Annotated in this window: 20 protein-coding genes and 1 riboswitch; of the genes, 5 read left to right on the top strand and 15 right to left on the bottom strand. The window is 55.6% G+C overall.

Going from position 1 to position 23,694, the window contains the following annotated elements; all coding sequences use genetic code 11:
- Window positions 1-13 precede the first annotated feature (13 nt).
- Window positions 14-1,294, top strand: a complete 1,281-nt coding sequence (gene purD, locus AB1748_RS03110; protein WP_367395994.1) for a phosphoribosylamine--glycine ligase — start codon at window positions 14-16, stop codon at window positions 1,292-1,294.
- 31 nt (window positions 1,295-1,325) lie between these two features.
- Here purD and AB1748_RS03105 read toward each other — a convergent pair whose 3' ends face one another.
- The 6 genes from AB1748_RS03105 to nudC all read right to left on the bottom strand — a co-directional run bounded on the left by AB1748_RS03105 (window position 1,326) and on the right by nudC (window position 5,722).
- The gene (locus AB1748_RS03105) at window positions 1,326-1,988 is read right to left on the bottom strand and encodes a DUF1481 domain-containing protein (RefSeq protein WP_367395993.1); all 663 of its coding nucleotides are present in this window, start codon (window positions 1,986-1,988) and stop codon (window positions 1,326-1,328) included.
- Between the two features lie 69 nt (window positions 1,989-2,057).
- Window positions 2,058-2,330 carry a nucleoid-associated protein HU-alpha gene (gene hupA / locus AB1748_RS03100; RefSeq protein ID WP_003850136.1) on the bottom strand — a complete coding sequence of 91 codons (273 nt, stop codon included), beginning with the start codon at window positions 2,328-2,330 and terminating at the stop codon, window positions 2,058-2,060.
- A gap of 188 nt (window positions 2,331-2,518) precedes the next feature.
- Window positions 2,519-3,109: a YjaG family protein gene (locus AB1748_RS03095; protein WP_111141241.1), complete on the bottom strand. Its 591-nt coding sequence runs from the start codon at window positions 3,107-3,109 to the stop codon at window positions 2,519-2,521.
- Between the two features lie 63 nt (window positions 3,110-3,172).
- Window positions 3,173-3,841, bottom strand: a complete 669-nt coding sequence (nfi, locus tag AB1748_RS03090) for a deoxyribonuclease V (protein ID WP_111141242.1) — start codon at window positions 3,839-3,841, stop codon at window positions 3,173-3,175.
- A 2-nt stretch (window positions 3,842-3,843) separates the two neighbouring features.
- Window positions 3,844-4,911, bottom strand: coding sequence for a uroporphyrinogen decarboxylase (gene hemE / locus AB1748_RS03085; RefSeq protein WP_111141243.1), 1,068 nt, complete (start codon window positions 4,909-4,911; stop codon window positions 3,844-3,846).
- 40 nt (window positions 4,912-4,951) lie between these two features.
- Entirely contained in the window at window positions 4,952-5,722 is a 771-nt protein-coding gene (gene nudC, locus AB1748_RS03080; RefSeq protein ID WP_111141244.1) for an NAD(+) diphosphatase, read from the bottom strand.
- An 89-nt stretch (window positions 5,723-5,811) separates the two neighbouring features.
- Here nudC and rsd point away from each other — a divergent pair, with 89 nt between their 5' ends.
- The 3 genes from rsd to thiE all read left to right on the top strand — a co-directional run bounded on the left by rsd (window position 5,812) and on the right by thiE (window position 9,218).
- The gene (gene rsd / locus AB1748_RS03075; protein WP_111141245.1) at window positions 5,812-6,318 is read left to right on the top strand and encodes a sigma D regulator; all 507 of its coding nucleotides are present in this window, start codon (window positions 5,812-5,814) and stop codon (window positions 6,316-6,318) included.
- A gap of 151 nt (window positions 6,319-6,469) precedes the next feature.
- A riboswitch (TPP riboswitch) is annotated at window positions 6,470-6,570 on the top strand.
- 87 nt (window positions 6,571-6,657) lie between these two features.
- The gene (thiC, locus tag AB1748_RS03070) at window positions 6,658-8,580 is read left to right on the top strand and encodes a phosphomethylpyrimidine synthase ThiC (RefSeq protein ID WP_367395992.1); all 1,923 of its coding nucleotides are present in this window, start codon (window positions 6,658-6,660) and stop codon (window positions 8,578-8,580) included.
- A 2-nt stretch (window positions 8,581-8,582) separates the two neighbouring features.
- A complete protein-coding gene (gene thiE / locus AB1748_RS03065; RefSeq protein WP_111141247.1) occupies window positions 8,583-9,218 on the top strand; it encodes a thiamine phosphate synthase in 636 nt (211 codons plus the stop codon).
- Window positions 9,219-9,397: 179 nt separating this feature from the next.
- Here the strand turns inward: thiE and AB1748_RS03060 are convergent, their stop codons facing one another.
- On the bottom strand, window positions 9,398-10,855 hold the full coding sequence (locus AB1748_RS03060; RefSeq protein ID WP_367395991.1) for a PLP-dependent aminotransferase family protein: 1,458 nt from the start codon (window positions 10,853-10,855) through the stop codon (window positions 9,398-9,400).
- 171 nt (window positions 10,856-11,026) lie between these two features.
- Between AB1748_RS03060 and AB1748_RS03055 the strand changes: the two genes are divergently transcribed.
- A complete protein-coding gene (locus tag AB1748_RS03055) occupies window positions 11,027-11,209 on the top strand; it encodes a DUF1127 domain-containing protein (protein ID WP_111141249.1) in 183 nt (60 codons plus the stop codon).
- 54 nt (window positions 11,210-11,263) lie between these two features.
- Here the strand turns inward: AB1748_RS03055 and rpoC are convergent, their stop codons facing one another.
- From rpoC to secE, 8 genes are all read right to left on the bottom strand, one after another.
- Window positions 11,264-15,487, bottom strand: coding sequence for a DNA-directed RNA polymerase subunit beta' (rpoC, locus tag AB1748_RS03050; protein WP_111141250.1), 4,224 nt, complete (start codon window positions 15,485-15,487; stop codon window positions 11,264-11,266).
- A gap of 129 nt (window positions 15,488-15,616) precedes the next feature.
- The gene (gene rpoB, locus AB1748_RS03045; protein ID WP_111141251.1) at window positions 15,617-19,645 is read right to left on the bottom strand and encodes a DNA-directed RNA polymerase subunit beta; all 4,029 of its coding nucleotides are present in this window, start codon (window positions 19,643-19,645) and stop codon (window positions 15,617-15,619) included.
- 329 nt (window positions 19,646-19,974) lie between these two features.
- Window positions 19,975-20,337 (bottom strand): 50S ribosomal protein L7/L12, encoded by a 363-nt coding sequence (gene rplL / locus AB1748_RS03040; RefSeq protein WP_009092660.1) that lies wholly within the window; start codon window positions 20,335-20,337, stop codon window positions 19,975-19,977.
- Between the two features lie 66 nt (window positions 20,338-20,403).
- On the bottom strand, window positions 20,404-20,901 hold the full coding sequence (rplJ, locus tag AB1748_RS03035; RefSeq protein ID WP_028722878.1) for a 50S ribosomal protein L10: 498 nt from the start codon (window positions 20,899-20,901) through the stop codon (window positions 20,404-20,406).
- Window positions 20,902-21,258: 357 nt separating this feature from the next.
- Window positions 21,259-21,963, bottom strand: a complete 705-nt coding sequence (gene rplA / locus AB1748_RS03030; protein WP_009092662.1) for a 50S ribosomal protein L1 — start codon at window positions 21,961-21,963, stop codon at window positions 21,259-21,261.
- A 3-nt stretch (window positions 21,964-21,966) separates the two neighbouring features.
- Entirely contained in the window at window positions 21,967-22,395 is a 429-nt protein-coding gene (rplK, locus tag AB1748_RS03025; RefSeq protein ID WP_006121495.1) for a 50S ribosomal protein L11, read from the bottom strand.
- A gap of 149 nt (window positions 22,396-22,544) precedes the next feature.
- Window positions 22,545-23,090: a transcription termination/antitermination protein NusG gene (gene nusG, locus AB1748_RS03020; protein ID WP_003848088.1), complete on the bottom strand. Its 546-nt coding sequence runs from the start codon at window positions 23,088-23,090 to the stop codon at window positions 22,545-22,547.
- A gap of 1 nt (window position 23,091) precedes the next feature.
- A complete protein-coding gene (gene secE, locus AB1748_RS03015; RefSeq protein WP_111142233.1) occupies window positions 23,092-23,475 on the bottom strand; it encodes a preprotein translocase subunit SecE in 384 nt (127 codons plus the stop codon).
- Between the last annotated feature and the right edge of the window lie 219 nt (window positions 23,476-23,694).

The raw sequence follows: 23,694 nt of genomic DNA, 5'->3' as shown, positions 1-23,694 counted from the left end.
CGGAGAGTAACAGATGAAAATTTTAGTAATCGGCAACGGCGGACGTGAACATGCGCTGGCCTGGAAAGCCGCTCAGTCGCCGCTGGCGGAAACCGTGTTCGTTGCGCCGGGTAACGCCGGAACGGCACTGGAGCCAGCATTGCAGAATGTCGCCATCAGCGCGACCGATATCCCTGCCCTGCTTGAGTTTGCCCGGCGTGAAAAGATCGATCTGACGATTGTCGGGCCGGAAGCCCCGCTGGTGATTGGCGTGGTCGATGCTTTCCGTGAGGCCGGGCTTAAAATCTTTGGCCCGACCCAGGCCGCTGCACAGCTGGAAGGATCGAAAGCGTTTACCAAGGATTTCCTGGCGCGTCATCAGATCCCCAGCGCCGCTTACCAGAACTTCACCGAAGTTGAGCCGGCTCTGGCCTGGCTGCGCGAGAAAGGCGCGCCTATCGTCATTAAGGCCGATGGCCTGGCGGCGGGTAAAGGCGTGATTGTCGCGATGACGCTGCAGGAAGCCGAAGAGGCGGTGCAGGATATGCTGGCCGGTAACGCTTTTGGCGATGCCGGACACCGCATCGTGATTGAAGAGTTTCTTGAGGGTGAAGAAGCCAGCTTTATCGTTATGGTCGATGGCGAACATGTGCTGCCGATGGCCACCAGCCAGGATCATAAACGTGTCGGCGACGGCGACACCGGACCGAATACCGGCGGAATGGGGGCTTATTCACCGGCTCCGGTTGTGACGGATGAGATCCACCAGCGTGTCATGGATCAGGTTATCTGGCCGACCGTGCGTGGCATGGCCGCTGAAGGCAACGTCTACACCGGTTTTCTCTATGCCGGACTGATGATCGATCACACCGGTCAGCCGAAAGTGATCGAATTCAACTGCCGCTTTGGCGATCCGGAAACGCAGCCGATCATGCTGCGCCTGCAGTCGGATCTGGTCGATCTTTGCCTGGCCGCCTGCGACGGTAAGCTGGATCAAAAAACGTCAGAGTGGGATCCCCGTCCTGCGCTGGGCGTGGTGCTGGCGGCAGGCGGTTATCCGGGTGACTACGCGCAGGGCGATCAGATCCATGGTCTGCCACTGGAAGAAGTTGCGGATGGTAAGGTCTTCCATGCCGGAACCCGTCTGGAAGAGGATCGGGTACTGACCAACGGCGGCCGCGTGCTCTGTGTCACTGCGCTGGGTGAGGATGTGGCCGCCGCCCAGCAGCGCGCCTATGAGCTGACAAAGCCTATCTCGTGGCAGGGCAGCTTCTGCCGTCACGATATCGGCTACCGCGCGATTAATCGCAAATAAGTTCAGGGGGCACCCGGTGCCCCCTTTCCCTTCACATATCGTCTTCTGTCGGCTGCTGTGAGCACGCATCCTGCTGGCTCATCCGCAACAGCTGGACGCCTTCCGGCGCTTCAAGCCATGACACCATCAGCGGTGCCGGCGCATTACTCTGCTGCTGTATCAGCATCTGCACCGCATCAGCGTCAAATGCCGGTCTGACCTGCTGGCCTTCACAAAGGGTCACTCTCCCGTTTCCCTGCCAGTGTCCCTGCCGGAGAAACACACGGCCGCTCAGCAGCGCATCGCTGAGGTTACGCATCCGCTGCGCATCAAACTTATAGAGCTCAACTGCATCGGGGCTGACCGCTTCTCGGCGTCCTGCAAGCTGACGCTGCATAAAGGTAAGGCCGCCCGCCTGGTCAAAGCGCAGGGTCACATCATCGGGCGCATTCCCCTTTACCTGCCGCTGAATGCTGGTCAGGGCATCCTCCAGCCAGACATAGTCCGTTACCTCCCCCTCACCGCCGCTGAACGGCGTATAGAGAGTACGGATATGTACTGACTGATGATCGTTGTTTTTGCGCCAGATACGCACGACGCCGCGATCGGCAAGATAGCCGCTGGCAGAAAAGGGAGGAATATCCGGGGTGGTGCTACAGCCAAAAAGAAACAGGGAGAGAGAGAGAACAGATAAACGCTGAAACAGCGGGGTCATGATGGCAGGCCTCTTAAACAAAAGGGGCGAAACGCCCCCTGTTTTAAAGCTTAACCGCAGTGCGACGTCTTACTTAACGGCGTCTTTCAGCGCTTTACCAGACACGAATGCCGGTACGTTTGCTGCAGCGATTTTGATCTCTTTGCCAGTCTGCGGGTTACGACCGGTACGCTCAGCGCGGTGGTTCACTTTAAAAGTACCAAAACCAACCAGTTGTACAGCATCACCATCTTTCAGAGACTCAGTGATCGCAGCCAGAGTTGATTCCAGCGCTGCCTTTGCCTGGGTTTTAGACAGGTCAGCTTTTTCTGCGATCACATCAATCAGTTGAGTCTTGTTCATAAGTTATCCTTAAAGTGTATTTATCGCTTGCTAAGCAACGAGTGCGAGGGAAAAGCCATATTCTGGCACTCTTCTGCCTGCACGCACCGATAGCCACAATTTTCAGCCCCCCAAATGTAGACCAGAGAGGGGGCCGATGTGAAGCCTCCAGGCGCGCTAATTCGGGCCTGAAGTCACGTTTTATCGCCTTACTGCTGGAAATTTATACCGATGTTGCTAATTCCCGCTTCACGCAGGTCAGATCGCAGACCCTTAATCAATTCCAGGTCGCGCTCTTCACACTCCGCCAGCAGGCGGAAAATCTCCCACTGAAGGTCCCACTCATCAATGACAGCCGGGTTTTCACGCAGCTCTTCGTCGGTCATCTCGCGCCCTGCCTGGGTCATTTCCAGCATAGCCACCGTCGTAATTGAGGTCCTGCTGACTTCAATGGCATGCTCAAGCGTTTCCCCGCTCAGCTGCGCATGAACGACTTCGCTCAATGCCACGCAGGCATCGATAGCCGGATAGACGCCGTAAACCTCAAACGCATCGCCATCAGGAATGGCGGCTTCGAGCTTTTCCAGCTGGCTGTCGAAGTTAATCTTCGCATCTTTGACCGTCAGGCTTTCCCAGATCAGATCAAGAATACGACGATAGAGTGCCGGTTCGGCAAATTCAGTCTGCTCGCAGAATGCGTGATAGTTGGGATACATGCGTTCGCAGAGGCAGGCCATAAAAGTCAGGTGCTGCCAGCTTTGCAGCTTCGCCAGACGCAGATGAACGGGATTTTGTAACATAAAGGTGGCTCTTATTCGTTTCGCTGGCCGCAGTGTAACTGCAAAAGCGCAGCACAAACAGTGTTAAAGCGCGTTTTGCCAGCGCTGGAAAGCGGTTCGGTTGGAGGCGACCGCATCCGCCCAGCGTGTCGGTTCCGGCAGACGGTAACCGCGCGTACAATTTTCAACCCACTGTAGCGCGGTATCCAGGCTGACCCGATGCCCCGTGGCGACAAACAGCGGATTGCAGCGCTGCTTGCTGCGCCAGACCCAGCCTATCTGTTCGCCTTTGTCCATCAGCGGCTGACGACTGCCAGGCTGCGCGTCAGGCTCTTCAAAACGGCCACACAGGCGGCGCTTGGCGACCCCAATCGTCGGGACATCCACCAGCAGGCCAAAATGTGACGCGACGCCGAGCCGTCTGGGATGGGAGATACCGTGTCCATCCACAAACAGCAGGTCAGGCTTCTGCTCCAGCATCTCCCACGCCGCCATCAGCGCCGGATATTCCCGGAACGAGAGGAAGCCCGGAATATAGGGCATGGTGGTTTCAATACGGGCGATGCGGTGCTCCACCAGCTTCAGCGAGGGATATTCCAGCACGACCATCGCCGCCCGCGTGATCGCGCCCTCCTGTTCGAATCCTACGTCCGCTCCGCCAATAAAGCGGGGCGGCAGTACGTCAAAGTCATCTTCACGCACCACGTCAGCGGCGCGTTGAAGCTGCTCAGCGCGAAGTGCGGCAATATCCATGATTACTCCTGATGCCAGGGACGTGACAGACGGTGCACCGCCTCCACAAAGACGCCGGCATTTTCTGGCGGGACATCCTGATGAATACCGTGCCCCAGATTGAAGACGTGGCCGGTGCCCGCGCCAAAGCGCTCAAGGATACCCGCCACTTCCTGTTCGATACGCTCAGGGGCCGCATAGAGCATAGAGGGGTCCATATTGCCCTGCAGCGCCACTTTGTCGCCTACGCGACGGCGTGCGTCATCGATATCGGTGGTCCAGTCGAGACCCAGCGCATCACAGCCGGTGGCCGCCATCGCTTCCAGCCACTGTCCGCCCCCTTTGGTGAACAGCGTCACCGGCACCCGGCGGCCGTCGTTTTCACGCAGCAGGCCATCGACAATTTTGTGCATGTAGTGGAGTGAAAACTCGCGGTAATCACGACCGGTCAGCACGCCGCCCCAGGTGTCAAACACCATCACGGACTGCGCACCGGCGCGGATCTGCGCGTTGAGATAGAGAATGACGCTGTCGGCCAGCTTGTCCAGCATTGCGTGCAGCGTCGCGGGCTCGGCATACATCATCTTTTTGATGCGGGTAAAGGCCTTGCTGCTGCCGCCTTCGACCATATAGGTCGCCAGCGTCCAGGGGCTGCCCGAGAAGCCAATCAGCGGCAGTTCGCCGTTGAGATTTTTACGGATGGTGCGGACGGCATTCATCACATAGCCCAGCTCCATTTCCGGATCGGGCACCGGTAAACGCTCAACGTCTGCACGGCAGGTCACAGGGTTAGCGAAACGCGGACCTTCACCCGCTTCAAAATAGAGTCCCAGTCCCATCGCATCCGGAATAGTCAGGATGTCACTGAAGAGGATGGCGGCATCCAGCGGATAACGGCGCAGCGGCTGCAGAGTCACTTCGCAGGCCAGCTCGGCGTTTTTACACAGCGACATAAAGTCACCCGCCTGGGCGCGCGTCGCTTTGTACTCCGGCAAATAGCGCCCGGCTTGTCGCATCATCCATACCGGCGTGACATCGACCGGCTGACGTAACAGGGCACGCAAATAACGATCGTTCTTCAGTTCACTCATCTCAACACTCTCTCAATAACAGGCGTGTAGTGTAGCACTTTCACGCTTCCGCGCGGCACAGGGCGACGGTATCTTCAATCAGGCGGCGCGCCACGGTGCCCGGCGGAGGCAGCAGCGGCAGATCATCGAAACGGAACCAGGCCGCATCCAGCAGCTCTTTGCCATCGTGCTGCAGATCGCCACTTTCATACTCCGCCATAAACGCCGTCATCAGAGATTGCGGGAAGGGCCACGGCTGGGAGGTGACATAACGGACGTTTTTGATGCGGATATTGCTCTCTTCCATGACCTCGCGGGCGACGGCCTGCTCCAGGGTTTCGCCGACCTCGACAAACCCCGCCAGTACGGTGTAAACCTTGTTGCGATGCCGGGCATGATTCGCCAGCAGGATCTCATCGCCGCGACGGATAGCCACAATGATGCAGGGTGCGATCTGCGGATAGTAGCGTTCGCGACAATGGCTGCACAGACAGGCAAACTCATGTTTGCTGTGATGCATTTCATGCCCGCAGTAGCCGCACCAGCGATGAGAGCGGTAGAACTCTGCCAGCTGCACGCCGCGTCCGGCCAGCTGAAACAGTTCCACATCCTGATCGATCAGCTGCCGCACCGAAAACATCTCTGCTGAGCGCGGCTCGCAAATCAGCCAGACTTTTTCACCCTGCCACTCCCCAATCGTCCGGGCTTTACTGCCCGTTAAACCGAATTTTTCGGCGTTTCCGTGGGGTAAATCACCTTGTGGCAACCAAAGTTTCTGTTCATGGCTGACAATCCACCATCCAGCGTCTACGCTTGAGATTTCGCATTGCATTTATTTCGTCATCCTTAGCGTCAAATCGCACGCTGAAGCCCTGATGTTAAGTGTGTAGATAAACAACTATAACTCACATGGAGTTAGATATGCTTAACCAGTTAGAAGTCCTGGCTGAACGCGTAGGTGGCAGTAATGAACTGGTCGATTCATGGCTTGAAGCCCGTCGTCAGCTGCTGGTGAACTATTATCACCTCGTCGGTCTTAAACCCAACAAAGAGGCGCTGACGCGTCTGGATGAGCAGGCGCTGGACAACTTCTGTCACAGCCTGGTCGATTACCTTTCTGCAGGTCACTTCAGCATCTATGAGCGCGTCATCAATGAGATGAGTGGTGACAGCCCGATGATTGCCGCTGCGCAGATCTACCCGCCGCTGGAAGCGAATACGGAGCGTCTGATGCAGCTGTATGATGGTCACCTGCAGCAGGCGATTGACGATGAGAACTGCATGACCTTCCAGCAGGCACTGTCCGAAGTGGGCGAGGTGCTGGAAGCGCGCTTTACGCTGGAAGATAAGCTGATCCAGCTCGCGTGGGATAATCAGCTGGCCGCGCCGCCCGTGGCCAACGACAGCCAGATCGCCCGTCCGGCATAATGCCGATTCGTAACAGGGGTATTGAGATTATCCGATAGCCCTTTTATGCTGAACAGGTTCTGAGGCAGAGACGCCAAAGAACCTTTTTTATTTGTGTGTTGAAATATCACGTTTTTACCGCTGAGGCTGCGCTAAGCGCCTGCGTAAAAACCGCTTCTTGTCGGAGTGCCCATCCGGGCTGAGACCGTTAATTCGGGATCCGCGGAACCTGATCAGGTTAGAACCTGCGAAGGGAACAAGAGTAATCAGTCGCTGTCTGCCAGCCGTTGTGCGCTGTCTGTACGCTTACTCCTTCCGGACTCCGGACAAGCATCGTTTCCCTTTAACAGGAAGATTGCTATGTCTGACCCTAAAATGACCCGTCGTGAACAACGCGCCCAGGCGCAGGCGTTTATCCACTCCCTGCGGGGTGGCAGTGCGTTTCCCCGCTCTAGTCGCATCTGGATAACCGGCAGCCGGGACGATATCCGCGTGCCGATGCGGGAAATCGAAATGACGCCGACCCATACCGGCGGCAGTAAAGAAGCGCCACTTTATGAGCAGAATGAAGCCGTGCCGGTTTATGACACGGCGGGTGCCTATGGCGATCCCGCCGCAGAGATCGATGTGCATCGTGGTCTGGCGAAGCTGCGCGCCGGCTGGATTGCAGAACGCGACGACAGTGAACCACTGAGCCAGAACAGCTCCGGCTATACCCAGCAGCGGCTGGCCGATGAGGGGCTGGACCACCTGCGTTTCGACCAGCTGCCGATCCCGCGACGCGCCCGCGCAGGCCGCCGCGTTACGCAGCTGCACTACGCCCGTCAGGGGATCGTTACCCCGGAGATGGAGTTCATCGCTCTGCGGGAAAATATGGGCCGGGAACGCATCCGCGCGGAGGTGCTGCTGCAACAGCATCCGGGCCACAGTTTTGGCGCACATCTGCCCGCCGCGATAACGCCCGAGTTCGTGCGTCAGGAGGTAGCGGCCGGTCGCGCCATCATCCCGGCCAATATCAACCACCCTGAATCGGAACCGATGATCATCGGCCGCAACTTTCTGGTGAAGGTCAACGCCAATATCGGCAATTCCGCGGTGACCTCTTCCATTGAAGAGGAAGTGGAGAAGCTGGTCTGGTCCACCCGCTGGGGCGCCGATACGGTGATGGATCTCTCCACCGGACGCTATATCCATGAAACGCGCGAATGGATCCTGCGCAACAGCCCGGTGCCCATCGGCACCGTCCCGATCTATCAGGCGCTGGAAAAAGTGAATGGCGTGGCCGAGTCGCTGAACTGGACGATCTTCCGGGATACGCTGCTTGAGCAGGCGGAACAGGGGGTGGATTACTTCACCATCCACGCGGGCGTGCTGCTGCGCTATGTGCCGATGACGGCGAAGCGGCTGACCGGCATTGTGTCACGCGGCGGGTCGATCATGGCGAAATGGTGTCTGTCGCACCATCAGGAGAACTTTCTCTATCAGCATTTCCGGGAAATCTGTGAAATCTGCGCCGCTTATGATGTCGCCCTGTCACTGGGTGACGGTTTACGTCCGGGTTCGATTCAGGATGCCAACGATGAGGCGCAGTTTGCCGAGCTGCGCACCCTGGGCGAACTGACCCGCATCGCCTGGGAGTATGACGTTCAGGTGATGATTGAAGGGCCGGGCCATGTGCCGATGCACATGATCCGCCGCAACATGACCGAACAGCTCGACCTGTGCGATGAAGCGCCCTTCTACACGCTTGGCCCACTGACCACCGATATCGCGCCCGGCTATGACCATTTCACCTCCGGTATCGGCGCCGCCATGATCGGCTGGTTTGGCTGCGCCATGCTCTGTTACGTCACCCCTAAAGAGCATCTGGGCCTGCCGAACAAGGAGGATGTGAAACAGGGATTGATCACCTACAAAATCGCGGCGCACGCCGCCGATCTGGCGAAAGGCCATCCGGGCGCGCAGATCCGCGATAACGCGATGTCCAAAGCACGCTTTGAATTCCGCTGGGAAGATCAGTTCAATCTGGCCCTCGATCCCCACACCGCCCGGGCGATGCATGACGAAACCCTGCCGCAGGCGTCGGGCAAGGTGGCGCACTTCTGCTCAATGTGCGGCCCGAAATTCTGCTCGATGAAAATTTCCCAGGAGGTGCGCGCGTTCGCCGCCCGCCAGGATACGCGCGCCGAGCCTGTCACCGTAGGCATGGCGCAGATGTCAGACCGTTTTCGTCGCCACGGCGGTGAACTCTATCACCCCGCCGACACCCTGAAGGAGGATTAACGATGCCCGCATTTCCTGCTACCGCCCCGCGCCTGGGGCTTTATCCGGTGGTTGACAGCCCCGACTGGATCGCCCGCCTGCTGGAGGCGGGCGTCCGCACGATCCAGCTGCGCATCAAAGATCAGCCCGAGGCGATCGCTGAGCCTGCCATTGCGCAGGCGATTGCGCTGGGGAAACGTTACGATGCGCGCCTGTTTATCAATGATTACTGGGCGCTGGCGATAAAGCATCAGGCTTATGGCGTGCATCTGGGGCAGGAGGATCTGGATGTCGCCGATCTTGACCGCATTCGGCAGGCCGGCTTACGGCTGGGGATCTCGACCCATGATGATGCGGAACTGGATCGCGCCCTGGCGATCCAGCCCTCTTACATCGCGCTGGGCCATATATTCCCGACTCAGACCAAAGCGATGCCGTCTGCGCCGCAGGGCCTTGAGCAGCTGAAACAGCATCTGGCCCGTCTGACCGACATCCCTACCGTGGCGATTGGCGGGATCTCGATAGCCCGTGCGCCCGGGGTGCTGGCTACCGGCGTGGGCAGCATTGCGGTGGTGAGTGCGATTACCCAGGCGGAGGACTGGCGTGCCGCCACCGCGACGCTGCTGGCGCTGACCGAAGGCGATGGGCAGGGATGCTGAGATCTGTTCCGCAGCGCGACGGCAAAACGGGTAACACCGGTATGCTCTGCGGAAAGCCTGTCGCAGAAGAGAAAGTTGCCGCTGGCGCGCTGGGGTGCAGAGCCTTAACGTGGGCGTCGTCAGGTTAAGGTTATCTGACCAGGGCCGGTTCACTCCTCTTGCCGGCCCTGCCTCCTTGTTCACGATGTCAGCGCGGAGGCCGGGCCTGGCGTCTCATGCTGACATGAGATCATCGCGCGTTCAACGGCCGCCCCGACCTGTGCCAGTGCCTGTTCAGTCTGTTCGTTAACAGGCAGGCCGTAGTTCAGACGCAGGCAGTTACGGTATTTACCTGAGGCCGAAAACAGTGAACCTACGGCGATCTGTATTTTCGACTCGCGCAGTTCACGGTTAAGCCGGACCGCGTCGAAGGCCTCGGGGAGTTCGATCCACATCAGAAAGCCGCCCTGAGGACGTGACACGCAGATACCGCAGGGAAAGTAGTGGCGCACCCAGCAGCTGAAGCGTTCATAGTTGCGGTGATAGATCTGCCGCATCCGGCGCAGATGGGGCTGATAATGGCCCTGACGGATAAATTCGGAGACCGCATGCTGAGGCTGCGTGGCGGTGGAGCCGGTAACGATATATTTCATATGCAGTACGCGGTCACGATAGCGGCCGGGTACCACCCAGCCGACACGCAAACCCGGCGCCAGCGTTTTTGAAAAGGAGCTGCAGAGCAGAACCCGGCCGTCCAGATCAAACGCTTTGATAGCCGGAGGCCGCGGATAGTCCCAGGCCAGTTCACCATACACATCATCTTCGATAATCGCGGCGTCAAACCGCTGCGCCAGCGCCAGCAACGCCCGCTTACGCGACTCCGGCATGATAAATCCCAGCGGATTATTACAGTTCGGCACAACCACAACAGCTTTGATCGGCCACTGGTCGAAGGCCAGTTCCAGCGCCTCCAGACTGATGCCGGTCGCCGCATCGGTCGGGATCTCGATGGCGCGGATGCCAAAGCCGCGCAGCGTCTGCATAATGCCGTGAAACGACGGTGACTCAACGGCAATAATATCACCCGGCTCGCAGACCGCCCGGACGCTAACGGATAACGCTTCGTGACAGCCGGTGGTAATCACAATCTCCCCGGCCGTGAGCTGGCAGCCGCTATCGATCGCCAGCCGTGCTATCTGCTGTCGCAGCGCGAGTACGCCATAAAGATTGTCATAGTTGAGCAGCGCGGTTTCCTGCTTCTGCGCCTGGCGGCCGAACGCTTTCCAGAGCGGCTTAAGCGTCGGCTGCGTCAGATCGGGCATCCCGCTGCCCAGCTGCAGGACATCCTCTTCCAGCCGACCGTTAATCAGCTCCAGCACCGCATCCCACTGTGTGACCTCCACCGGCCGCTGCACGGGGCGCGTCAGCGCCGGGATCGGCGGTGTCGATTTACAGGCGGCGACAAAGTAGCCGGAGCGTGACTGCGGCGTGATCATCTGCTTCTCTTCCAGCAGATGATAAGCCTGCTGTACCGTACTGATACTGACGCCATGTTCAGCACTGAGGGTACGCACCGAAGGCAGACGTTCCCCACAGCGGTACAGTCCCTGTTCGATGCGCTGAGCCAGCAGCGAAGCCAGATGTTCATAACGGGTCATTGTATTTACTCCGGCTCAGATGCTGAGCAGTAACCAGTACAGTTGAGCTCCGTTTTTACCATTCAGATCGTGTTTACCGCAATCTGTATGTTAAAAAAAGGTGATTTTTGAATCTGTATCATACAGACCGCTTTGCGGAAAATAGCCTCTCACATCACTGAGGGCACTATCATGGGATACGATGAGAATCGCGCAGCTAAGCCATTTACCGGTACGCCTTACCACCTGGTTCGTTATCTGTGGCGCTGTTTCAGACGCTGGCAGCTGCGGCGGGAGACCACTGCCATTCTGTCGAAGCTGAGTGACCAGCAGCTCAGGGATATTGGCATCCGCCGTAATGAGTGGAAAGCCTGAAAAAGAGATAAAAAAAACCCTGCCGGAGCAGGGTTTTTTATCAGGCGGGGACGATTAATCGTCTTTGTTGCCGCCGAGACCGGCGTTCAGCAGTTCAGCCAGGCTGGCTGATGCTTCATCCGCAGTCACCTGCGGTACAACGGGTACTTCGCCTGCCGCTTTGCGACGCATACGATCCTGATGGTACGCATAACCGGTACCGGCCGGGATCAGACGACCCACGATCACGTTCTCTTTCAGGCCGCGCAGTTCGTCGCGCTTGCCTGCTACTGCGGCTTCGGTCAGGACACGGGTGGTCTCCTGGAACGATGCAGCAGAGATGAACGATTCGGTAGCCAGTGACGCTTTGGTAATACCCAGCAGGTCACGCACGTAGGTTGCGCCCACTTTTCCGTTCGCTTCCAGATCACGGTTAGAGATCTTGATGCGAGAGTACTCAGCCTGCTCACCTTCCAGGAAGTCTGCACCGCCTGCGCTCACGATGGTGGCTTTACGCAGCATCTGACGAACGATGACTTCGATGTGCTTATCGTTAATCTTAACGCCCTGCAGGCGGTAAACTTCCTGCACTTCGTTAGTGATGTAACGGGTCACCGCATGCACGCCACGCAGACGCAGGATGTCATGTGGAGACTCTGGGCCATCGGAAACCACGTCACCGCGCTCAACACGTTCACCTTCGAACACGTTCAGCTGACGCCATTTCGGAATCATCTCTTCGTATGGCTCGCTGCCATCCAGCGGAGTGATCACCAGACGACGTTTACCTTTGGTCTCTTTACCGAAGGAGATGATGCCGCTGATCTCCGCCAGGATTGCTGGCTCTTTCGGACGACGCGCTTCGAACAGGTCAGCAACGCGTGGCAGACCACCGGTAATATCCTTGGTACCGCCAGATTCCTGCGGTACACGCGCCAGGGTGTCACCGGCACTGATTTTCACGCCATCTTCCAGCTGAACAATCGCTTTACCTGGCAGGAAGTACTGAGCCGGCATGTCGGTGCCCGGGATCAGAACGTCGTTGCCGCTGGCATCAACAATTTTCAGCGCAGGACGCAGATCTTTACCGCCTGACGTACGCTCAGCACTGTCCAGAACCACCAGCGAAGACAGACCGGTTAAGTCATCTGTCTGACGGGTAATGGTCTGGCCATCGATCATGTCCGTGAAGCGAATGAAACCGCCCACTTCGGTGATAACTGGCATGGTATGCGGATCCCAGTTCGCCACGGTCTCGCCCGCAGCAACCTGCTCACCATCACCTTTCGCCATGGTAGAACCGTAAGGAACTTTATAGCTCTCTTTGGTACGACCAAATTCATCGATCATTTTCAGTTCGACGTTACGCGAGGTGATCACCAGCTTACCGGCCGAGTTCGTTACCGACTTGGCGTTGGTCAGCTTGATGGTACCTTTGTTCTTCACCTGAATGCTGGATTCAGCAGCCGCACGCGATGCCGCACCACCGATGTGGAACGTACGCATCGTCAGCTGTGTACCCGGCTCACCGATGGACTGTGCCGCGATAACACCGATCGCTTCACCTTTGTTGATGATGTGACCACGTGCCAGGTCGCGACCGTAGCAATGCGCACACACACCAAAGTCGGTTTCACAACCTACAACAGAGCGGACTTTCAGGCTGTCGACGGAGTTCAGTTCCAGCACGTCACACCAGTGCTCATCGAGCAGGGTGTTGCGTGGAACCAGAATGTCCGCAGTACCAGGCTTCAGAACGTCTTCAGCGGTCACACGACCCAGTACACGTTCACGCAGCGGCTCTTTCACGTCGCCACCTTCGATGACTGGCGTCATCATGATGCCTTCGTGTGTACCACAGTCATCTTCAGTCACAACCAGGTCCTGAGCAACGTCAACCAGACGACGCGTCAGATAACCGGAGTTCGCTGTTTTCAGTGCGGTATCCGCAAGACCTTTACGCGCACCGTGGGTTGAGATGAAGTACTGGAGTACGTTCAGCCCTTCACGGAAGTTCGCCGTAATTGGTGTTTCAATGATCGAGCCATCCGGCTTCGCCATCAGACCACGCATACCGGCCAGCTGACGAATCTGTGCAGCAGAACCACGCGCACCGGAGTCGGCCATCATAAAGATGCTGTTAAAGGAAACCTGTTTCTCTTCTTCGCCGTCACGGTTAATCACGGTTTCGGTTGAGAGGTTTTCCATCATCGCCTTGGCAACACGTTCGTTGGCGGCGGCCCAGATATCGATGACTTTGTTATAACGTTCGCCGGCAGTAACCAGACCCGACTGGAACTGCTCCTGGATCTCAGCCACTTCCGCTTCCGCTTCGGTGATGATTTCCACTTTCTTCTCTGGGATCACCATGTCGTCGATACCGACTGACGCGCCTGAACGGGCAGCGTAGGCGAAACCGGTGTACATGGTCTGGTCAGCGAAGATAACGGTCGGCTTAAGGCCCAGAATGCGGTAACAGGTGTTCAGCATTTTGGAGATAGCTTTTTTACCCAGCGCCTGGTTAACGATGGAGTAAGGCAGACCTTTTGGCACGATCATCCACAGGATGGCGCGACCGATAGTCGTGTCGATCAGGCTGGTTTTTGCGACCCACTCATCCTGCTCGTTTTTCTCGTGTTCGGTGATACGCACCTTCACGCGAGCATGCAGAGACGCGAGGCCAGCGCGATAAATACGCTCAGCTTCTTTCGGGCCAGTCAGCACCATGCCTTCGCCTTTGGCGTTAACACAGTCACGGGTCATGTAGTACAGACCCAGTACAACGTCCTGAGAAGGAACGATGATTGGCTCGCCGTTCGCAGGTGACAGGATGTTGTTGGTCGACATCATCAGCGCACGCGCTTCCAGCTGGGCTTCCAGCGTCAGCGGTACGTGGACAGCCATCTGGTCACCATCGAAGTCGGCGTTATAGGCCGCACAGACCAGCGGGTGAAGCTGAATCGCTTTACCTTCGATCAGAACCGGTTCAAAAGCCTGAATACCCAGACGGTGCAGCGTAGGCGCACGGTTCAGCAGAACCGGGTGCTCACGGATCACTTCGTCGAGGATATCCCAGACAACCGCTTCTTCGCGCTCAACCATTTTCTTTGCGGCTTTGATGGTGGTGGCCAGGCCACGCAGTTCCAGCTTGCCGTAAATGAACGGTTTGAACAGCTCGAGTGCCATTTTCTTCGGCAGGCCGCACTGATGCAGACGCAGGTATGGACCAACGGTGATAACCGAACGACCAGAGTAGTCGACACGTTTACCCAGCAGGTTCTGACGGAAACGACCCTGCTTACCTTTGATCATGTCTGCCAGCGATTTCAGCGGACGCTTGTTGGAACCGGTGATCGCACGACCGCGACGACCGTTATCCAGCAGAGCATCGACCGCTTCCTGCAGCATACGCTTTTCGTTGCGCACGATGATGTCTGGCGCAGCCAGATCCAGCAGGCGCTTCAGACGGTTGTTACGGTTGATCACGCGACGATAGAGATCGTTCAGATCCGACGTTGCGAAACGGCCACCGTCCAGCGGTACCAGCGGACGCAGATCCGGTGGCAGAACAGGCAGCACGGTCAGGATCATCCACTCTGGCTTGTTACCAGACTGTACGAACGCTTCCAGCAGCTTGATACGCTTGGTCAGTTTTTTACGTTTGGTTTCGGAGTTCGTTTCGTTCAGCTCTTCACGCAGCTGATCGCACTCCTGCTCCAGATCCATGTTTTTCAACAGGGCCTGGATCGCTTCGGCGCCCATTTTGGCGTCGAATTCGTCACCGAACTCTTCCAGTGCGTCAAGGTACTGCTCTTCGGTCAGGATCTGACGCTTCTCGAGGTTGGTCATGCCACCTTCGATTACCACGTAAGATTCAAAGTAGAGCACACGCTCGATGTCACGCAGCGGCATATCCAGCAGTAAGCCGATACGCGATGGCAGTGACTTCAGGAACCAGATGTGCGCGGTCGGCGACGCCAGTTCGATGTGGCCCATACGCTCACGGCGTACTTTAGTCTGGGTCACTTCAACGCCGCACTTCTCACAAATCACACCACGGTGTTTCAGGCGCTTGTACTTACCGCACAGGCACTCATAGTCTTTTACCGGCCCGAAGATACGGGCACAGAACAGACCATCGCGCTCTGGCTTGAAAGTACGGTAGTTAATGGTTTCTGGCTTTTTCACTTCACCAAAAGACCAGGAACGGATCATGTCTGGCGAAGCCAGCGCAATTTTGATCGCATCAAACTCTTCGGTCTTAGTTTGCGCTTTCAGAAACTTAAGTAAGTCTTTCACGGATTAGCTCCCGTCGGAGTGAGACTCAGGGGGCGTCCAACCGAAATTGAACGCCCCGTAACCAGTACAATTGCGAGCGCTTTAAACCCGGCGCTTTCAGGCAACGGCGAACCGCTGCCTGAAATGGGGTTACTCGTCTTCCAGCTCGATGTTGATACCCAGCGAGCGAATCTCTTTCAACAGTACGTTGAAGGATTCCGGCATGCCCGGTTCCATCTGATGGTTGCCGTCAACGATGTTTTTATACATCTTGGTACGGCCGTTGACGTCATCAGACTTAACGGTAAGCATTTCCTGCAGGGTATAGGCGGCACCGTAAGCTTCCAGTGCCCATACTTCCATCTCACCAAAGCGCTGACCACCGAACTGCGCCTTACCACCCAGCGGCTGCTGAGTAACCAGGCTGTAGGAACCGGTAGAACGTGCATGCATCTTGTCATCAACCAGGTGGTTAAGTTTCAGCATGTACATGTAGCCAACGGTAACCTGACGTTCGAACTGCTCACCGGTACGGCCGTCAAACAGGGTAATCTGACCGGAAGAAGGCAGGCCGCCGAGCTGTAACAGCTCTTTGATTTCGCTCTCTTTCGCGCCATCAAACACCGGAGTGGCGATAGGCATACCTTTCTTCAGGTTCTCAGCCAGACGCAGAACTTCGTCATCGGAGAAGGTGTTCAGGTCAACTCTCTGACGCAGGTCAGTACCCAGGTCATAGGCGCGCTGGATGAATTCACGCAGTTTCGCGACTTCTTCCTGCTTCTTCAGCATGGCGTTGATCTTCTCGCCGATGCCTTTCGCCGCCATACCCAGGTGGGTTTCCAGAATCTGACCGATGTTCATACGCGATGGTACGCCCAGCGGGTTCAGAACGATGTCGACCGGCGTGCCGTTTTCATCGTAAGGCATATCTTCGATCGGGTTGATCTTGGAGATAACACCTTTGTTACCGTGACGACCTGCCATCTTGTCACCCGGCTGAATCTGACGCTTAACGGCCAGATAAACCTTAACGATTTTCAGCACGCCTGGTGCCAGATCATCGCCCTGGGTGATCTTACGACGCTTACCTTCGAGTTTCTTCTCAAACTCGTGCTTCAGTTCGTCGTACTGCTCGGCCAGCTGTTCCAGCTGGTTTTGCTTAGCTTCGTCGTTCAGACCCAGCTCCAGCCAGCGCTCACGCGGCAGCTTGTCCAGTTTGTCTGCTTCAACGCCACCGGAGATCAGGACGTTCTGAATACGGCTGAACAGGCCCGCTTCCAGAATCTGCAGCTCTTCAGACAGGTCTTTCTTCGCCTGCTTCAGCTGCATCTCTTCGATTTCCAGCGCACGTTTGTCTTTTTCCACGCCATCGCGGGTAAAGACCTGAACGTCGATCACGGTACCTGACACGCCATTCGGTACGCGCAGTGACGAATCTTTCACGTCAGAGGCTTTTTCACCGAAGATCGCGCGCAGCAGTTTCTCTTCTGGCGTCAGCTGGGTTTCACCTTTCGGCGTTACCTTACCAACCAGAATGTCACCACCGGTCACTTCAGCACCGATGTAGACGATGCCTGACTCATCCAGTTTAGAGAGTGCGGCTTCACCCACGTTCGGGATGTCAGCGGTGATCTCTTCCGGCCCCAGTTTGGTGTCACGCGACACGCAAGCCAGTTCCTGAATGTGGATGGTGGTAAAGCGATCTTCCTGCACCACGCGCTCGGAGACCAGGATGGAGTCTTCGAAGTTGTAACCGTTCCACGGCATGAACGCGACGCGCATGTTCTGACCCAGCGCCAGTTCACCCAGATCGGTGGACGGGCCATCAGCCAGCACATCACCACGTTCAACCGGCTCACCCAGAGAGACACATGGCATCTGGTTGATACAGGTGTTCTGGTTAGAACGGGTGTATTTGGTCAGGTTATAGATGTCGATACCGGCTTCGCCAGCATACATCTCATCTTCGTTCACCTTGATCACGATACGTGATGCGTCAACGTACTGAACGGTACCGCCACGTTTAGCAACGGCGGTAACACCGGAGTCAACGGCAACAGCACGTTCCATACCGGTACCCACCAGCGGCTTATCAGCACGCAGAGTCGGAACGGCCTGACGTTGCATGTTCGCACCCATCAGAGCACGGTTGGCGTCATCGTGTTCCAGGAACGGGATCAGGGATGCACCGACAGAAACCACCTGCTGGGTGGAAACGTCCATGTAGTCAACCTGATCGCGGCTGAACAGGCTCGATTCGCCTTTGCTACGGCAGGTGACCAGGTCATCCACAAACGCGCCGTTGTCATCCAGCGGGGCGTTCGCCTGTGCGATAACGTAGTTACCCTCTTCGATAGCAGAGAGGTAATGAATCTCGTCAGAGACCAGGCCATCGATCACACGGCGATACGGGGTTTCAAGGAAACCGTACTCATTGGTCTGCGCATAAACAGACAAGGAGTTGATCAGACCGATGTTCGGACCTTCCGGGGTCTCGATTGGGCAGACACGACCGTAGTGCGTTGGGTGTACGTCACGCACTTCGAAGCCGGCACGCTCACGCGTCAGACCACCCGGGCCGAGAGCAGAGATACGACGTTTGTGCGTGATCTCTGACAGCGGGTTGTTCTGGTCCATAAACTGAGAAAGCTGGCTTGAACCAAAGAACTCTTTGACCGCAGCCGAAATCGGCTTAGCGTTGATCATGTCCTGTGGCATCAGGGTATCCAGATCGCCCAGTGACAGACGCTCTTTAACCGCACGCTCAACACGGACCAGACCCACGCGGAACTGGTTCTCAGCCATTTCGCCGACTGAACGAATACGACGGTTGCCGAGGTGGTCGATATCGTCCACTTCGCCTTTACCGTTACGGATGTCGATCAGCTTCTTCATCACTTCGATGATGTCTTCTTTGCTCAGGATACCCGAACCTTCGATTTCATCACGCAGCAATGAGCGGTTGAATTTCATACGGCCGACAGCAGACAGGTCGTAACGATCTTCAGAGAAGAAGAGGTTTTCGAACAGGTTCTCTGCGGCTTCACGCGTTGGCGGCTCACCAGGACGCATCATGCGGTAGATCTCAACCAGGGCGCTCAGGCGATCGCTGGTTGGGTCAACACGCAGGGTCTCAGACATATATGGACCGTGGTCCAGATCGTTGGTGAACAGCGTTTCGATGCGCTTGTGACCGGACTGGCTCAGTTTAGCCAGCAGATCCAGCGACAGCTCCATGTTCGCTGCAACAATCAGCTCACCGGTGCTCTCATCGATGTAATCTTTCGCGACCACTTTGCCCGCAATATATTCAACCGGAACTTCGATGTGCTGAATGCCATCTTTTTCCAGCTGACGGATATGGCGCGCAGTGATGCGGCGACCTTTTTCGACGTAGACGGTGCCGTTCGCTTCGATATCGAAGGTCGCAGTTTCACCGCGCAGGCGCTCAGGTACCAGCTCCATCTGCAGCTTGTTGTCACGGATTTCAAAGACCACTTTCTCAAAGAAGAGATCGAGGATCTGAGGCGTCGTGAACTGTAACGCACGCAGGATGATAGTGGCCGGCAGCTTACGACGACGGTCAATACGGACAAACAGGTTATCTTTCGGGTCAAACTCAAAGTCGAGCCATGAACCGCGGTAAGGGATGATACGTGCGTTATAAAGCACTTTACCCGAAGAGTGGGTTTTACCCTTATCGCTGTCAAAGAACACGCCAGGACTACGGTGCAGCTGAGAAACGATAACGCGCTCGGTACCGTTGATGACAAAGGTACCGTTGTCGGTCATGAGCGGAATTTCGCCCATGTAGACTTCTTGTTCTTTAATATCTTTTACGGTGCCTTCTGGCGCTTCGCGCTCATAGATCACCAGACGCAGTTTCACGCGCAGCGGTGCCGAATAGGTCACGCCACGGATCTGACACTCTTTCACGTCAAAGACAGGTTCGCCCAGGCGATAGCTGACATACTGCAGCTCAGAGTTGCCGCTGTAGCTCGCAATAGGGAATACAGAGCGGAATGCAGCTTCCAGCCCGTACTGACCTTCTGGATCTTGCTCGATAAACTTCTGGAACGAGTCGAGCTGGATGGAAAGGAGATAAGGTATGTCCAGTACTTGTGGACGTTTACCAAAATCCTTACGAATACGTTTTTTCTCGGTATAGGAGTAAACCATAGGGTTCCTCAGCTAGCTGACAAGTCGACCCACGCTGTCCGTCCTGACAGGACAGTTCATGCAACACGATTTTGTTTGATTCACTGGCTGCGGGGCAGCAGTGCAATACCTCTTTCTATCACGCTTAAATCATTTCATCGCTTTTGCGAAGGCAGGGAACCCACTCAGGAAAGCGGTATATTAAGTCGTCGATAGAGAAAGATATTGAAGAGTAGCAATGGACAAACAGTGTGAAACCCCATTGAAACCCTGTAGCGCAAAAAGGCTGGTGACCAAAAAGTCACCAGCCATCAGTCTGAAACTACTCAGACTGCAACCCGAGGGTTGTCTTACTTAACTTCAACTTCAGCGCCAGCTTCTTTCAGAGCAGCTTCAAGTGCAGCTGCGTCGTCTTTGCTGATGCCTTCTTTGATCACGCCAGTTGCTTCAACCAGATCTTTGGCTTCTTTCAGGCCCAGACCAGTTGCAGTACGTACGGCTTTGATTACTGCTACTTTGTTCGCGCCAACAGCTTTCAGTACGACGTCGAATTCAGTTTTTTCTTCAACAGCTTCAGCCGGGCCCGCAGCAACAGCTACAGCAGCAGCAGCAGAAACGCCGAATTTTTCTTCCATAGCAGAAACCAGCTCAACTACTTCCATTACGGACATAGCTGCAACAGCTTCCAGAATTTGGTCTTTAGTGATAGACATAACAATTGTTCCTAAGAATCAGAAAAAGTTTATACGTTAGCAAACACGAAGAAAAAGAGTCTGGCCTTAAGCCGCTTCTTTTGCGTCGCGTACAGCAGCCAGAGTGCGGACCAGTTTGCCAGCAGCGGCTTCTTTCATGGTCGACATCAGACGTGCCAGTGCTTCTTCGTAGGTCGGCAGCGTTGCCAGACGGTCAATATTGGCCGCCGTGATCAGCTCACCTTCAAAGGCTGCAGCTTTGACCTCAAATTTTGCATTCGCTTTCGCGAAATCTTTGAACAGACGAGCAGCAGCGCCCGGGTGTTCCAAAGAATATGCAATCAGGGTCGGACCAACAAACGTGTCTTTCAGGCACTCAAACTGAGTACCTTCAACGACGCGGCGCAGCAGGGTGTTACGAACAACACGCATGTAAACGCCAGCTTCACGACCTGCTTTACGCAGTTCGGTCATTTTATCAACGGTAACGCCACGGGAATCCGCAACAACCGCTGAAAGCGCACCTTTGGCTACTTCGCTGACTTCAGCAACAATCGCTTGTTTGTCTTGAAGATTTAATGCCATTAGCTTTTGCTCCTGGATTTGACCGGGAAAGGATTTCCCCGGAACTCACTTCACTCATTCACCCGAGGGGAAATAAGCGCTCGAACACGGTGAGCAGAATCCAGCTAAGAAAAAATTCTTTTGGTTCTGTCACCGTCTACGCAGGATATTAAGCAGTTTATCCGGAGATAAGCCGCTCCTGCGGTCTTGGACGGAGGCCAGGATAAGGCCTAGCTCCAACCTAAATTCTGTGCGACGCAGCAGAGGCAGAAGAAAAGCGATAACGCTCCGTTCCGGCTCTCTGGTGTCCTGTTCTGTTAATAACAGAACAACGGGCGTAAGATTCTAGGTGAATTTTTCGCCCGTTTCAAGCAGCAATTAGTTTGCTGTTGCGTTCAGACCCGCCTGGTCAACGGCAACGCCGGCGCCCATGGTGGTTGAAAGGCTGACTTTCTTGATGTACACGCCTTTCGCCTGAGAGGGTTTTGCTTTTTTCAGCGCAACCAGCAGAGATTCCAGGTTTTCTTTCAGTTTGTCAGCGTCAAAGTCCACTTTACCGATGGTCGTGTGGATGATGCCGTTTTTGTCGTTACGATAACGAACCTGACCCGCTTTAGCGTTCTTAACCGCTTCAGCAACGTTAGGCGTTACAGTACCAACTTTCGGGTTTGGCATCAGGCCGCGTGGACCCAGAATCTGGCCCAGCTGGCCAACAACGCGCATTGCATCCGGAGAAGCAATAACAACGTCAAAATTCATTTCGCCTTTCTTGATCTGCTCAGCCAGGTCTTCCATACCAACCAGCTCCGCGCCTGCTGCTTTAGCAGCTTCAGCGTTAGCACCCTGGGTGAAGACAGCAACACGTACTGAACGACCAGTACCGTGTGGCAGAACGGTCGCGCCGCGTACGTTCTGATCAGATTTACGTGCATCAATGCCGAGGTTGACAGCAACGTCAACGCTTTCAACGAACTTGGCAGTAGCCAGTTCTTTCAGCAGAGCAACAGCTTCAGCAATGTCATACTGCTTGGTCGCGTCAACTTTGTCGCGAATTACGGTCATGCGCTTGGTCAGCTTAGCCATTTCTTAGTCCTCTACTACCAGGCCCATGGAACGAGCAGTACCTTCGATTGAGCGAGTCATCGCTTCAACGTCAGAACCAGTCATGTCCGCAGCTTTGGTTTCTGCGATTTCACGTACCTGAGCACGAGTCACTTTACCGACTTTATCTTTGTTCGGCTTACCAGAACCAGACTTGATGCCCGCTGCTTTTTTCAGCAGTACGGCAGCCGGAGGCGTTTTGGTAATGAAAGTGAAAGAGCGGTCGCTGTATACGGTGATAACAACAGGAGTCGGCAGACCTTTTTCCAGAGATTCGGTCTTGGCGTTGAACGCTTTACAGAATTCCATGATGTTAACACCCTGCTGACCCAGAGCTGGACCAACCGGTGGACTTGGGTTCGCCATACCAGCTGCAACCTGCAGCTTGACGTAGGCTTGGACTTTCTTAGCCATGATATTTCCTCAATTGGGTTATAGCGCCTGTAAAAAGGCTCCCCGTGATAACGATTTATACGCTGTTGCCAGCGCATAAAAACAAAAGGCGCGAAATTGTAGTTAAATTTCGCGCCTGCTGCAACAGCTAATTTGTGAGCGGAAAGAGGTTAACCTTTCTCCACCTGACCGAAGTCGAGTTCGACCGGCGTTGCACGTCCGAAGATGGAAACGGAAACCGTCAGGCGGCTCTTCTCGTAATCCACATCTTCGACGACACCGTTAAAGTCGGCAAAAGGACCGTCGTTAACACGAACCATTTCACCTGGCTCAAACAGCGTTTTCGGACGGGGCTTGTCACCGACCTGCTGCAGACGGTTCATGATCGCATCAACTTCTTTGTCGCTGATCGGTGCCGGACGGTCAGATGTTCCGCCGATGAAACCCATCACGCGCGGGACACTGCGCACCAGGTGCCAGCTGGCGTCATTCATCACCATCTGAACCAGTACATATCCCGGGAAAAACTTGCGCTCGCTCTTACGACGCTGGCCACCACGAATCTCAACGACTTCTTCAGTCGGAACCATGACGTCGCCAAACAGCTCTTCCATGTTATGCAATTTGATATGCTCGCGCAGCGATTGAGCTACGCGGCCTTCAAAACCGGAAAACGCCTGTACGACGTACCAGCGTTTCTTTGGAGCTTCAGACATCTCAGAACCTCAGGCCAGTGATAAACGATACCAGACGGACCAGAATACCATCCAGCCCCCACAAAATCAGTGACATCACGGCAGTCACCGCGGCAACGATTAACGTGGTGTGCAGCGTTTCCTGGCGGGTTGGCCAGATAACCTTACGCATTTCTGTTCTTGCTTCACGAGCAAAAGCCACGGTCGCTTTGCCTTTGGTCGTTAAAAGCGCAATGCCGCCAGCCGCTGCAATCAGTACAACTACGGCTAACGCGCGCAGTGGCAGTGATACATCACGATAGAGGTAGTTACCTACAATCGCCGCAAGCAGCAGTACCACGACTGCTACCCACTTTACCGCTTCCAGGCCACGCCCGCTCCCTTGAGCTTCGGTATTCGCACTCATAAACCAACCTGCCACAATAATTCAGAAACTATTCTGCCCCGCAGTGCGAGGCGTCCAAACCGAATGAGCTTTTGAGGCGTAACTCGGTATCTAACGCCGCATGACAGAGCCTGTCTCAGCAATGATTATGATCGAAAAAATCACTGATGAGCCAGGTTCTATAAAACAGCGTGCAAAAAGGGCATCAAATGATGCCCTTTCCGTGTGCATTGCGTCAAA

The organism is Pantoea sp. Ep11b, from assembly GCF_040783975.1.
Classification (GTDB): domain Bacteria; phylum Pseudomonadota; class Gammaproteobacteria; order Enterobacterales; family Enterobacteriaceae; genus Pantoea.
This window is presented reverse-complemented; position numbering and strand designations above follow the sequence as displayed.